Origin of the sequence: Caballeronia mineralivorans PML1(12) (assembly GCF_001028175.1) — a bacterium.
Lineage (GTDB): Bacteria > Pseudomonadota > Gammaproteobacteria > Burkholderiales > Burkholderiaceae > Caballeronia > Caballeronia mineralivorans.
Genome location: NZ_AEJF01000005.1, coordinates 1 through 11,564 on the forward strand (window position 1 = coordinate 1; position 11,564 = coordinate 11,564).

Genomic DNA, 11,564 nt, shown 5'->3' on the forward strand with positions numbered 1-11,564 from the left:
GACGGCCGCAACCACGCCCGTCGAGCAGCCAGCCCGCAGCGGCAGCGCGGATACATCGAGCGCAGCGGCGTCCGGGTTGACTACGCCGGCCACCAGCATTGCGCTGATCTGGCCGACGCAAGGCAGCGTGATTCGCGGTTTCGACGGCAAGAGTTCGAAGGGTATCGACATTGCCGGCGCGTCCGGGACGCAGATCGTCGCGGCAGCGGCCGGTACGGTGGTCTATGCGGGGAACGGGCTGCGGGGTTACGGCAATCTGCTGATCGTGAAGCACAACGCCGACTACTTGACCGCCTACGCGCATAACCGCGCGCTGCTGGTGAAGGAAGGCCAGAGCGTCACGCAGGGTCAGGCCGTCGCGGAAATGGGCGACACCGACACCAATCGCGTGATGCTGCATTTTGAATTGCGCTACAAGGGTAGCTCGATTGATCCGTCGCGCTATCTGCCGGCGCGATAACGGCGCGACAAGCGCGCCGTGCATGCCAGACGTGCTTTATCAAACAGGGAAGAATCGATGAAATTGAAAGTACGCGCCACAGCGCGCGGAAAGCTCCTCATGACGGCTGCCGTAATAGCGGCTGCGGCAACACTGGCCGGTTGCGCCAACACGGCGAAGATGACGTATCTGCCGTCGGGCGACACGGGTTTTGCCATCAATTGCAGCGGCGGCGACGCGAGTACGAGCTGGGCTGCGTGTTACAAGAAGGCTGGCGAGATGTGCGGTTCGTATGGCTACGACGTGGTGTCGAAGGATGTCGACAATGGCGCGACCTCGGGCGGTACGGTGGCGGGAATTTTCGGCGCGAACGTCAAGAACCGATCGATGGTGATTCGCTGCAAGCAATAGCGCCCGCGTGTTTCTTGAACGCGCTGCCAAGATGTGCAACGCGTTTGCCTGCCGCGAATTTCGCTTGGCGCCGTAGCGAACCGATCAGTTGGGCACCACGCCAGCGACCGGAAAGCGGATCGATGTGCGACGCGAACACGAGCAGCGAACCCAGCGCGACCGGACAAATGGCGAAGAAGATCCACAACGAGGTCATGATCGGGAAATCTGTTTCGGCAGGAAAGACGATCATACCTTTGCAGCAAGAAATGCGCATAACACGGCTTCATGCCTGCGTTTTGACCGTAGTAATTACGTGCCGCGGCCTTCGTTGACCAGGCCTGCTTAAAAGACGAAGAGGCCCGTGCACATTGGGTTACGCGTTGATACAAGTGATCACAATCCGCCGGATTGATGCGCTTTAAAATACGGCCAGCCCGCGATTCTCTACGCGAACAGTTTTCGCGGGTCAGAGACCCCGGTGTGCCCGCATCGGGGTTTCGCTTATTCGGGTTGCGAACATAAAAAATGGCCACTATCAAGCTCGCCGTGAAAACGGTTGACGTGGCCAAACGCTATATCCGTCGCGTACTTACGTGATTCGTCCAAGCTTCGGGCCGGCACCGGCATCCAGGGCCAGGAGTCACATAGGGGCCTTGCTAGCGGCAAGGTCAGCGCATCCCGGCGCGCCCAGTTGGCTTCAGCACCGCGTCCAGTCCGGTGCCAAGCCTTGCGGATCAGCATCGAGCCGGCTCACGCGCCGGGCCATGCGGCCATAGCCGTCTCTGCAACGCCCTTCAGTTCGGCCGAGGTCGCGCCGTCGCGCGCCTGAGCGGCCATTCCCTGATAAACGCCCAGATAAAATCGGCTCAGGCGATCAACGTCCGTTGAGGATGGTAGCTCGCCTGCGGACACCGCGTCGCTCAATCGCGACCGCAACATTTCCAGGCAATGACGCCTGACCTCTCTCATGGCGTCCATGACCGCGCCAGGACATTCATCGCCGACGGCCGCCAATGCCACCATACAGCCAGCAGGCGTCAAGTCGCATTCTGGCAGGCTCTCGACTGCCGCCGCCAAGAAGTTTTCAACGCAAGCATGGGCAACCGGGCCATCCGTAAGGCGATCCCAGATCGAAGGCCCAATGGTCTTCGCATAGTGCTCCACCGCTTCAAGATAGAGCGCTTCCTTACTGCGAAAAGCAGCGTAGAGGCTCGGTGAGCGAATGCCCATGGCATCGCAAAGATCGTTCATCGAAGTCGCCAGGAAGCCTTTGCGCCAGAAAACAAGCATGGCGGCTTTCAGTGCCTCATCACGATCGAACTCCCGGGGGCGTCCGATAACTGCCATGATTCCTCCTTTTGTAGTGATCGATATATAAATCTATTGACGCTCCTGAGTCAACCGGTATAGCCTTCTGTAACGAACAACACAGAAGGCTGGTGACATGACACTCACAGGAAAGCGCGCCCTTGTTACGGGTGCCAGCAGAGGTATTGGCGCGGCGATCGCGAAGGCGCTGGCCGCCGAAGGTGCGGACGTGGCTATTACCTACGAAAAGTCGGCAGACGCGGCGTCGGAGGTGGTTCGCAATATCAAGGCACTGGGCCGTCGCGCCGTCGCCATTCAGGCCGACAGTGCGGACGTGGCCGCTGTCCAGGCCTCGGTTGAGAAGACGGTCGCGGCGCTAGGCGGGCTCGACATCCTCGTCAATAACGCGGGAATTCTGCGACTGGCTGAGGTCAAGGACATCTCGCTGGAGGACATCGACGCCCTACTGCACGTTAATGTCCGTGCTCCGATCGTCGCGAGCAAGGCAGCCATTCCTCATCTCGGCAAGGGCGGTCGCATCATCAACATCGGAAGCTTCTTTGCCGACCGCGTTCCCGGGGGCGCGGGCCTGCCGGTCTACGCGTTGTCGAAATCCGCGTTGACTGCTTTCTCACAGGGGTTGGCCCGAGAACTCGGTCCACGCGACATCACGGTCAATGTGGTGCAGCCCGGCTCCATCGACACCGACATGAACCCGGTCCACGGCCCGTTCCACGAGACGCTTCGGTCGCTCACCGCACTCGGCCGGTACGGCACGGTTGAGGACATCGGGAACATGGTGGCGTTCCTCTCGGGCCCAAAGGCTCAATACATCACAGGAACGGCGTTGACCGTCGATGGCGGCGCAAACGCCTGATCGCTGTGGGAGGCTCAATGCCTCCCACAGCGATCAATTACGTCTGACCGACGGCCTCACCTTCTGTGAGGTCTTAGGTCGGGGCGATCTCTGCTCAACTACTCGTATGGCAAGGAGATGATGACATGAAGGCTGTACAGCTCATTGGATATGGAGATGCGGTACAAAATCTTGAACTTCGGGACGTTCCCGAGCCTCCGCCGCCTGGGCCGGGGGAAGTTCTTGTCGGCGTGGAATATGCGCCGATCAACTTCAATGATCTGATGGTTCCGTGGGGCGTTTTTCCCTGGAAGCCGACGCCGCCCGCGACCATCGGCAACGAGGGAGCGGGGATCGTTCTGGCGCTTGGCGAGGGGGTCACGTCGGTCGCCATTGGTGACCGCGTTGTGCTTCCCCCCTTGCTGGACACCCTGAAGACCTATCAACAGAGGGTCATTGCGCGGGCCGCCGAAGTCGTCCTTGTTCCACCCGATGCCGATGCGCAGCAGGCGTCGATGATGGCCATCAATCCTGTCACGGCGGATTTGTTGCTGAGCGAGTATGTAGACCTGAAGCCTGGTGACGCCGTGGTGTTCAATTCGGCGACTTCCGGCCTTTCGCAGTGGCTGATCGCGCTGGCGAAAGAACGGGGCATCGTGACGATCGGACTGGTTCGCAAAGCGGTCGATATCGAGACGCTCAAGCAGCGGGGTTGCGATGTGGTGATCGCCGACGACGAGCCGTTGGACGACGCCGCAAAGAAAGTGGAGGGTCTGAATATCCCCCTCGGGCTGGACGTGCTTGGCGGGCCATCGGCCGGGCGCGTTATCCAGATGCTCACGCCGGGCGGCAAGCTCGTCGTCTATGGAGGTGTCGCGCTGAAGCCAATGGAGCTACCGACTCTGGCCATCATCGGCAAGCGACTGACAGTCGTCGCCTTTTTCCAGACTTATCCCGACATGTACGCAAAGGTGGGCCCCACCCTTACGAAGCTTGTCAAGTATCTAGGCCCGAATGGTCCCAAGCAGCCCGTGGCTGCAGTCTACACACTCGATCGGCTCAAAGATGCGGTTGCGCATGCTGTGACCGGCACGAAGGTTTTGCTTCAGTTCGACGGCGCGTCCTGAACATCGACACCGTGGCGTAATTGCTTCAGCAGCCTACCTAGCTAACTCTTCTAAACGCCCGATCTCGCATCATGAATGCTTCCAGCATGAGCGGAATCAGTGTCGCTGCATCGACCGGCTCACCGTAGGTTTGCGCATGCAGCGCCGCGTAGCGGTCGAGGTCGACTTTCAGATGGGCCGGGCACGAGAACGTCAGCTTGACGGTCTGCGTGTCCGGCAGTGGCCCCAGCCGCAACTTTCGCGTGGTCCCGCTCATGGCATCGGCCCTCGCTGGATAAAGAGCGGCTGGTACCGTCGCATCCGCATCCATCACCGTGACGGTTGTGGTCACATAACCGAAGGCCACCTGGTCGCTGCCAAGTTCCTGCAGGGCAGCGTCGGCATCCATCGCCTTGTTGCTGGCAATCGGTATCTACCAGTGCGTGCCGCTCAAGCCACGGTCAGTATCGGCAAGGACGCAGAATGCGGCTTCAAGGTGCTGCGAACTGAAAGGGGCAATCCTTGTAGCCACCGCATGTCTCCGTCGTGCGCGGTTAATCTCGTATCAGATGATGGCCTGCAAGCCCTTGTCGGCGATGATGTTGAGTAGCTTGAGGGCAGGACCAGCCGGGCGGGTATCACCTTGCTCCCACTTGCGCACGGTCGAGGCCGTGGTGTGCAAATGATGAGCGAACACCGGCTGGCTGAATTTCAGCCGCTCGCGCAGATGCTTGATGTCGTCAGCACTGAACTCCCGCACCGGCGGGGGGCAGATGGCATCGAACTCGCGCATCGTCACCTTGCTGATCGCACCTGCTTCATGCAGTGCGGCCAGGTCGTCACGCAAGGATTCAATGATCTTGCTCGTCACAACACACCTCCAGTAACACACCGGCCTGCAACGCTTTCAACAACGCTTCCGTGGATAGATCCAGGAACACCTTGCTGGCGTATTGCAGCGCCTTCCTCTCATCGTGCGTGATGTTCGCCTTGTCACTCTTGGGGAACCCGTGCAGGAACACGTAGCGATTGCCGATCCGGGCCGACAGCAATGTACGGTATCCGCCGCTCTTGCCGCCGCCTGGACGCGCGACCCGCTTCTTGTAGAGGAAGCCGCCCAGGTCGGCATCAATCAGACCGCTTTCCATCTCCTTGACCGCCTTGCACAGAGCGGTATCGGGCAGTTTTTCGCCCGCCTGGCACCGTGCGAAGTCCTTGCGCTTGAGGACTTTCATGCCAATTCCACCCCTGAAATATACCCGAAACGGGCACACTCCTCCATCCCTGCCGTCAGCGGCGCGGCGGGCGATGGCCCGGAAATGTCGAGCCGGATCATGCCTTGGCGACCTCGGCGCGCGGCGTGCCGGTTATCGCCCGGCGACGGTTCGCTACCAGATCGGCCGCCTTGCGCACCGGGTCATCCTCGGTATGGACCCAGCGCATGAACGCCACGGTCTTGTGCGCCGTCAACGCCATGCCGACTTTGACCGGGGTGCTCGAATTGGCAATGTCGGTTGCCGAGCGATGGCGGATACCGTGCGTGCCCACATGCGCAGCGCCAGCCGCCTTGAGGGCACGGCTCCAGCCGTTGTCCGTTGTAATACTCGCCCGTGGTCAGGTGTTGGCCGGGATGGCTCGGAGACGGCAGCACGTAGGGATTGTCCTTCTGCCTCGGTACCGTCGAAAGCAGCCGATAGGCTTCCTCGCTCCGGGGCTTGGACATGCAGCCGGTCTTGCTGTCAGGCCACACCACGCGCCGATTCTCCAGATCGACCCATTCCCATTCGAGCGTGACGATTTCGCCGCCGCGGCCGGCGAACTCGAATTGCAGGCGGATCGCCAAGGGGATGACATAGTTTTCCAGCCCCTCGGCTTCGATCTTGTCGAGTTGCCCGAACAGCTTGCCCATGTCCTCGTCTCTGATGAGGTGGGTGGCCTTCCCGTTGGGAAACATCGGTACGTGGCGGCACGGATTAGTGCCATCGGGGCGATAACCCCACACCTCGGCCAGATTGAACATCCGGCGCATGACGCTGAACGTGCGGTTCGCCTCGGCCGGCTTGTGGGTCATCTTCTTCATCATCGCGGCCACGTCCGGGCGTTTCACGTCCTGAACCTTCATCCGGCCGATCATTGGGACGATGTTGCAATCGATGACTCCCCGATAACCGTCCTGCGTGCTGGGCTTGTTGCGCAGCTTGGAGTAGTCCTCCATGAACTTCGTGCACAACTCCTCGACCGTTGGCGCCTTGCGCGCCGCCGCCTTGTCTGCGGCCGGGTCTCCGCCCCGACGCACTTGGGCCAGCCACTCTTGCGCCAGCGAGCGGGCCTGCTCGACGGTCAATTCGCCGTACAGGCCCAAAGCGGGCTTGCGGCGCTCGCCTGCGTTCGTGCGGTACTGGAGCATGAACACCTTGCGGCCTGCCGGTGTAATCTTGCACAGGAAGCCGGGCACCAGCGTATCGCGCAGCTCGACAGCCTGCGCCTGGGGTTGTGCCGTATCGACGGCGGATTTGGTGAGTTTGATCTTGGCCATGCTGCCCCCTCGAACACCCGGTTTCCAGGTGCCACGTGGGAGTCACGCGGAGGGAAGCCGGGTCAGGTTTCGGAAAGCACCGGCATAGGATGAACTCGTCTAAGCCCTTGATAAACCTGCCATAGTGGGCTGTAGCGTAGTCCAGCGAAGTTCGATGCTGGAGTCAGCTTGAAGTAAAAAAAGCCGTTCCGACTGACGTCAGGAACGGCCTTTTTTGCGTTGGCAGCGCTTTAAACGACGCGCATGCCAGATCAATGCGAGGCGTGGTCGTGATCGTGCTGATGAGCGCTGGGATCTTCAGCGGCCTGGCATGCGGGGCAAATGCCCTTTAACTCGATGTCGTCGCCCGCCAGCCGATAGCCGCTCGCCTCGACCTGCGACATCAGGCTCTGGCGCAACTGCTTTTGCTGCTGCAACTCGGTCACGCGCCCGCATTGCTGGCATACGATCAGCACGCCGTGTTGGCAATGGGTGAGATCGTGGCAGACGGTAAACGCGTTGATCGATTCGATGCGATGAATCAGCCCCGCTGACAGCAGGAAATCCAGCGCCCGATACACCGTGGGAGGCGACGCGTTCGGATGCATCGCCCGCATTTCGTCGAGCAGCGTATAGGCTTTGGTCGCGCGGCCCGAGGCCAGCAGCAATTCGAGCACCGTGCGGCGAATGGGCGTGAGCTTTTGGCCACGCTCGCGACAATACTCGTCGGCCATCGTGACCGCCGCCTGGAGCGCGTCGGCGGACGAGTGGGCGTGAGGCTGGGCGGCGTTGGCGGGCGTGTTCATGAGCGGATTATACGCTGCGGTATACGGGCAGGCAGTGGGCGAGCCGCGTCCCGGCTGTCATTGCGGCTGCTCGGGTTTGGCCGGCGCGATGATCATGACCGGCGGCGTGGTATCGGTCGGCACGCCCTTGTAATCAGGCGGATCTTGCGGCGGCGTGTGGTGGGGCACGGTGGCATCGGCACAGGCGGACAGGAGCAGGGAGCAAGCAAGCAGAACGGCGAAACGCGGCATGGACGGCCCGGAAAATAGAGTTTGAAGTTCGAATACGGAGAGTGAACGCAGAAGATTAAACGATATCGGGAATTTGCGATTGAATCGAAACGCTGGGCGGCTTTAACCTGCTGTGGCTATCGTGCTCCGTGCTCGTCTCTTGTCTCTTTCTTGACCGCGCACGGCGCGCTAGCCATGTGAGCGCGCCAGAAATGGCAAAGGGGTCACGAGCTGAACTCGTGACCCCTTCATTTGTAACGTGGTCGGAGCGAAAGGATTCGAACCTTCGACCCTCTGATCCCAAATCAGATGCGCTACCAGGCTGCGCTACGCTCCGACAAGAACGAGATGATAGCGTATTTCCTGATACCTGCGCAATCGAAAGTATCCGGCAGCCGGGACAAGCCCGAAGCCGCAGCACGTTCGCGGCCTTCACCGGTCCAAACGAAAACCCTGAGCACAACCCAAAGGAGACAGTCGATGAACCTCATTCTCTGGCGCCATGCCGAAGCAGAAGACCAGGCCGCGAGCGATCTCGTGCGTCAACTCACCCCGCGCGGCGTAAAACAAGCGCAGGCGGCGGCGAAGTGGTTGAAGAGCCGTATCGACGACGATACGGTGTTCCTCGTCAGCCCGGCCACACGCACGATCCAGACAATGGAAGCGTTTGGCGACCGGTATAGCGTGGTGAAAGAACTGGCGCCGGGCGCCAGCGCCCAGGCCGTGCTCGATGCCGCGCAATGGCCGGGTGGCGTAGCTGAAACCGTGGTCGTGGTCGGGCATCAACCGACGCTCGGGCGCGCCGCGGCTTCATTGATGACCGGCCACGAAGCCGAATGGACCCTGAAAAAAGGTGGCATCTGGTGGTTTCAGCAGCGCTCCCGCGCGGGCGACGACCAAATCGTGCTGCGCGCCGTAACCAGTCCTGATTTACTGTAGCCACAACGAAACTGGACCCAAAAGCGGTAAAACCGTGGCGGCGCAGTGACGCTTCATTGAATCGTCATCGTGATGCCATGCGAGCGTCATTCGGAATACTTACATTGGCGGCTAACTGTAAAACGTCAGCCAAATCCACTTTGGGGATTGCCAATGCAAAAATCGACGACGCTCGCCGCTCTATTGAGCACATCGAATGGACTGAGCGGGTCTGGTGGCTCGAACGTTGCCGAACGCCAGCGTTTGCCGAGCGCGGCGGAGACTGTGACGGGGCAACACCGGTTGCGGGTATCGTGGGCGCATTCCGAGGTTGAATTGCGTGAAGCGCAGCGCTTGCGGTACCGGGTGTTCGCTGACGAGATGGGGGCTCACCTGAAAGGCCCGGCAGGCCTGGACGTAGACGCATTCGACGCGTTTTGCGACCACCTGCTGGTCCGTGACCTGGACACCTTGAAGGTTGTGGGTACCTACCGCGTGTTGCCGCCGCATCAGGCGGCGCGTGCCGGGCGGCTGTATGCCGAGAGCGAATTCGATGTCTCCCGCCTCGCGCATCTGCGCCCGAAGCTGGTGGAAGTCGGCCGGTCGTGCGTGCATGCGGATTACCGCAGCGGCGCGGTGATCATGTCGCTGTGGGGCGGTCTCGCGGCGTACATGAAGCAGAACGGCTACGAGACCATGCTGGGCTGCGCGAGCGTCGCAATGGCCGATGGCGGCCACTACGCCGCCGACCTGTACGAAGGGTTGGAGAAGGAGGCGTTGACGTCGCCGGAATACCGGGCGTTTGCGCATACGCCGTTGCCGGTGCAGGAACTGCGCACGGGAGCCACGGTCGCGCCGCCGCCGTTGTTGAAGGGTTATTTGCGCTTGGGCGCAAAAATCTGCGGCGCTCCGGCATGGGATCCCGATTTCAACACGGCGGACTTTTTGACTCTGCTGCGTTTATCGGAGATAGGTGAGCGTTACGTGCGCCACTTCATGGCCGATTGAAGATTGAAAACGCCAACGAGCAGATAGCGGAAGAGACAAAACGCGCCAGCGATAACGATTGGATCAACGCCGCTGGCGCGACGAACCACAGCGCAAGTGGGCGTAAAGCAAGAAGCGTGGAATAAAGTTCGAAGTCCGTACTACTTTCACTTTTGCGCCGAAAGGATTCGCGAACGCAATGGGGCAGCACAGAATCATCGGCTGCCTCGTTTTCCCTAACGCCGCCCCGCTACGGCGATCAAACCCCGGTATAAACCACCCGATACGGCTTTCCGATCTTCTCCCACTCCGCCGCCTCCTGAACGAGGCTATAGTCGGTGAGCGGATTTAGCGCGACCCAATCGTTGGGCAAGCGCACATCGAAGCCGCCGTTGGCTAGAGACACCTGGATAGCCGGAAACCCGACATCGGCCCGCCTCCGGCAAAGCAACGCCGCAAGCCGCAAACAAAACAGCAAGGTCCAGTCGACATCCCGCGCCTGGGAAAGCTTGCCCAACTTCCCCACATGCCCAAGCACCAGCCCGGCCAACCGTGCCTGATCGGTCCTTGAAAACCCGGGCATATCCGCATGACTCGCGATATACGCGGAATGCTTGTGATAGGCGCTATGCGAGATAGAAAGCCCAATCTCATGCAACGCCGCCGCCCACCCCAAAAACATTTGATTTTCGATCCGCCGTTCCGCATCGGCATCGACTGCTTCGAGCTGCTCATAGAAGCTGATGGCCAGCGCGGCAATGCGGTCCGATTGATCACTATCCACCGCATAGCGCCGCTTGAACCCTTCAACCGTCACCGTGCGCATGTCCTGGTGCTGCGTGCGCCCGAGCAGGTCATACAGCACGCCGAGCCGCAACGCGCCGTCGGTGGTATCGACGTATTCGATGCCCAGTTCCTCGAACACACCGAGCATGATCGACAACCCGCCCGCGAGCACCGGAATCCGGTCGGCCTTCAACGCGATCAGCTTCAGCCGGTTCACGTTCTCGGCCTTGATCAGCGCCTTTTTCAACCGCTCCAGCCCGCCTCGGGAAATGCCGTGCGTGATACCGGGATCGTTGAAACCATTCGCCTCGATCAACTCGGCCAGCGCGCGCGCGGTACCCGACGACCCTATCGCCTGATCCCAGCCCGTCTGTTTGTATTCGCTCGAGATAATCTCGATCTCGCGCTTGGCGGCGAGCTCGGCTTGCCGCATTGAATATTCATCGACATTACCGGCTGCAAAAAACTGCCGGCTATGGCTCACGCAGCCGATATACAGACTCTCCATGTGAATTGGCGTGTAGTGGGAGCCAATAATGAATTCCGTCGATCCACCGCCGATATCCACCACCAGCCGTTTGCCCGCGCTCGCCGGCACCGAATGCGCGGCGCCCGCATAAATCAGGCGCGCTTCTTCCCGCCCGGCAATCACTTCAATGGGAAACCCGAGCGCGTTCTGCGCTTCAGCGAGAAATTCATCGGCGTTCTTGGCCACGCGCAGCGTATTGGTCGCGACCGCGCGCACGTGATCGGGATGGAAGTCGCGCAGCCGTTCGCCAAAGCGCTTCAGCGCGTCCCAGCCGCGCAATTGCGAAGCGCGGTCGAGAAATTTGTCTCGTGACAGGCCCGCCGCGAGCCGCACGGGTTCACGCAGCGCATCGACCTGATAGATCGGGCTGCCGGAAGGCGTCTCCTCGACGCGTCCGACGATCAGCCTGAAGCTGTTCGATCCAAGATCTACGGCCGCCAAAAGATGAGGGGGGTTGACCATCTATTTTCCAGTTTCCGTAGGGTTGTGCCCGCGAGCGCCTTGCGTGCTCACGCGGTGCGGGCAGCATTTGAACACGCCGCGCCGCCGAAGCGCGCCAATTTTAATTCCAACCGGACGACTGTGCTGGTCTGGCAAATAATCCAGTGAAGCGAAATGTGCCAATAAAACAGTTAATTGTTAGACGAACTCGGACGAAGCTTGCCAGAATCGACCTTACGCGAGGCAGGCGTTAGATTTATGACATTACGA

General features: G+C 60.6%; 14 protein-coding genes, 1 tRNA gene and 1 pseudogene. 6 read left to right on the forward strand and 10 right to left on the reverse strand.

The features are described from left to right. Together EOS_RS00595 and EOS_RS00600 are read left to right on the forward strand one after the other, a co-directional pair. On the forward strand, positions 1–460 hold a 460-nt coding region (locus EOS_RS00595; protein WP_047844668.1), incomplete at its 5' end, for a peptidoglycan DD-metalloendopeptidase family protein. A 99-nt stretch (positions 461–559) separates the two neighbouring features. Next, positions 560–850 (forward strand): hypothetical protein, encoded by a 291-nt coding sequence (locus tag EOS_RS00600; RefSeq protein WP_047844747.1) that lies wholly within the window; start codon positions 560–562, stop codon positions 848–850. Here the strand turns inward: EOS_RS00600 and EOS_RS00605 are convergent. Together EOS_RS00605 and EOS_RS00610 are read right to left on the reverse strand one after the other, a co-directional pair. After that, complete coding sequence (locus tag EOS_RS00605) at positions 813–1,082, reverse strand: hypothetical protein (protein WP_047844669.1); 270 nt, start codon at positions 1,080–1,082, stop codon at positions 813–815. The two genes, EOS_RS00600 and EOS_RS00605, sit on opposite strands and share 38 nt — an antisense overlap. A 500-nt stretch (positions 1,083–1,582) precedes the next feature. After that, positions 1,583–2,179 (reverse strand): TetR/AcrR family transcriptional regulator, encoded by a 597-nt coding sequence (locus tag EOS_RS00610; RefSeq protein WP_047844670.1) that lies wholly within the window; start codon positions 2,177–2,179, stop codon positions 1,583–1,585. A gap of 97 nt (positions 2,180–2,276) precedes the next feature. Here EOS_RS00610 and EOS_RS00615 point away from each other — a divergent pair, with 97 nt between their 5' ends. Together EOS_RS00615 and EOS_RS00620 are read left to right on the forward strand one after the other, a co-directional pair. Next, entirely contained in the window at positions 2,277–3,017 is a 741-nt protein-coding gene (locus EOS_RS00615) for an SDR family oxidoreductase (RefSeq protein ID WP_047844671.1), read from the forward strand. A 125-nt stretch (positions 3,018–3,142) separates the two neighbouring features. Beyond that, entirely contained in the window at positions 3,143–4,123 is a 981-nt protein-coding gene (locus EOS_RS00620) for an alcohol dehydrogenase catalytic domain-containing protein (protein ID WP_047844672.1), read from the forward strand. A gap of 37 nt (positions 4,124–4,160) precedes the next feature. Here EOS_RS00620 and EOS_RS00625 read toward each other — a convergent pair whose 3' ends face one another. The 7 genes and pseudogenes from EOS_RS00625 to EOS_RS00650 all read right to left on the reverse strand — a co-directional run bounded on the left by EOS_RS00625 (position 4,161) and on the right by EOS_RS00650 (position 7,970). After that, a complete protein-coding gene (locus EOS_RS00625; RefSeq protein WP_047844748.1) occupies positions 4,161–4,379 on the reverse strand; it encodes a DUF2274 domain-containing protein in 219 nt (72 codons plus the stop codon). A gap of 288 nt (positions 4,380–4,667) precedes the next feature. After that, positions 4,668–4,973 (reverse strand): helix-turn-helix domain-containing protein, encoded by a 306-nt coding sequence (locus tag EOS_RS00630; RefSeq protein ID WP_047844673.1) that lies wholly within the window; start codon positions 4,971–4,973, stop codon positions 4,668–4,670. Continuing rightward, positions 4,954–5,337 carry a type II toxin-antitoxin system RelE/ParE family toxin gene (locus tag EOS_RS00635; RefSeq protein WP_047844674.1) on the reverse strand — a complete coding sequence of 128 codons (384 nt, stop codon included), beginning with the start codon at positions 5,335–5,337 and terminating at the stop codon, positions 4,954–4,956. The genes EOS_RS00630 and EOS_RS00635 overlap by 20 nt, the downstream gene beginning before the upstream one ends. A 97-nt stretch (positions 5,338–5,434) precedes the next feature. Continuing rightward, positions 5,435–6,638, reverse strand: a pseudogene (locus tag EOS_RS00640) (tyrosine-type recombinase/integrase). Between the two features lie 251 nt (positions 6,639–6,889). After that, the gene (locus EOS_RS00645) at positions 6,890–7,423 is read right to left on the reverse strand and encodes a Fur family transcriptional regulator (RefSeq protein WP_047844675.1); all 534 of its coding nucleotides are present in this window, start codon (positions 7,421–7,423) and stop codon (positions 6,890–6,892) included. 57 nt (positions 7,424–7,480) lie between these two features. Next, a complete protein-coding gene (locus EOS_RS47410; RefSeq protein ID WP_166681214.1) occupies positions 7,481–7,654 on the reverse strand; it encodes a hypothetical protein in 174 nt (57 codons plus the stop codon). Positions 7,655–7,893: 239 nt separating this feature from the next. Continuing rightward, a tRNA-Pro gene (locus EOS_RS00650) sits at positions 7,894–7,970 on the reverse strand. Positions 7,971–8,113: 143 nt separating this feature from the next. Between EOS_RS00650 and EOS_RS00655 the strand changes: the two genes are divergently transcribed. Further along, positions 8,114–8,572 carry a SixA phosphatase family protein gene (locus EOS_RS00655; RefSeq protein WP_047844676.1) on the forward strand — a complete coding sequence of 153 codons (459 nt, stop codon included), beginning with the start codon at positions 8,114–8,116 and terminating at the stop codon, positions 8,570–8,572. A 153-nt stretch (positions 8,573–8,725) separates the two neighbouring features. Continuing rightward, a complete protein-coding gene (locus EOS_RS00660; protein ID WP_082163169.1) occupies positions 8,726–9,559 on the forward strand; it encodes a GNAT family N-acetyltransferase in 834 nt (277 codons plus the stop codon). Between the two features lie 238 nt (positions 9,560–9,797). Here EOS_RS00660 and ppx read toward each other — a convergent pair whose 3' ends face one another. Then, complete coding sequence (ppx, locus tag EOS_RS00665) at positions 9,798–11,315, reverse strand: exopolyphosphatase (protein WP_047844677.1); 1,518 nt, start codon at positions 11,313–11,315, stop codon at positions 9,798–9,800. Positions 11,316–11,564: the final 249 nt, after the last annotated feature.

Coding starts and splice junctions, on each gene's coding strand:
- EOS_RS00600 (WP_047844747.1), top strand. CDS start 560: ATGACGGCTGCCGTAATAGCGGCTGCGGCAACACTGGCCGGTTGCGCC.
- EOS_RS00605 (WP_047844669.1), bottom strand. CDS start 1,082: ATGATCGTCTTTCCTGCCGAAACAGATTTCCCGATCATGACCTCGTTG.
- EOS_RS00610 (WP_047844670.1), bottom strand. CDS start 2,179: ATGGCAGTTATCGGACGCCCCCGGGAGTTCGATCGTGATGAGGCACTG.
- EOS_RS00615 (WP_047844671.1), top strand. CDS start 2,277: ATGACACTCACAGGAAAGCGCGCCCTTGTTACGGGTGCCAGCAGAGGT.
- EOS_RS00620 (WP_047844672.1), top strand. CDS start 3,143: ATGAAGGCTGTACAGCTCATTGGATATGGAGATGCGGTACAAAATCTT.
- EOS_RS00625 (WP_047844748.1), bottom strand. CDS start 4,379: ATGAGCGGGACCACGCGAAAGTTGCGGCTGGGGCCACTGCCGGACACG.
- EOS_RS00635 (WP_047844674.1), bottom strand. CDS start 5,337: ATGAAAGTCCTCAAGCGCAAGGACTTCGCACGGTGCCAGGCGGGCGAA.
- EOS_RS00645 (WP_047844675.1), bottom strand. CDS start 7,423: ATGAACACGCCCGCCAACGCCGCCCAGCCTCACGCCCACTCGTCCGCC.
- EOS_RS47410 (WP_166681214.1), bottom strand. CDS start 7,654: ATGCCGCGTTTCGCCGTTCTGCTTGCTTGCTCCCTGCTCCTGTCCGCC.
- EOS_RS00655 (WP_047844676.1), top strand. CDS start 8,114: ATGAACCTCATTCTCTGGCGCCATGCCGAAGCAGAAGACCAGGCCGCG.
- EOS_RS00660 (WP_082163169.1), top strand. CDS start 8,726: ATGCAAAAATCGACGACGCTCGCCGCTCTATTGAGCACATCGAATGGA.
- ppx (WP_047844677.1), bottom strand. CDS start 11,315: ATGGTCAACCCCCCTCATCTTTTGGCGGCCGTAGATCTTGGATCGAAC.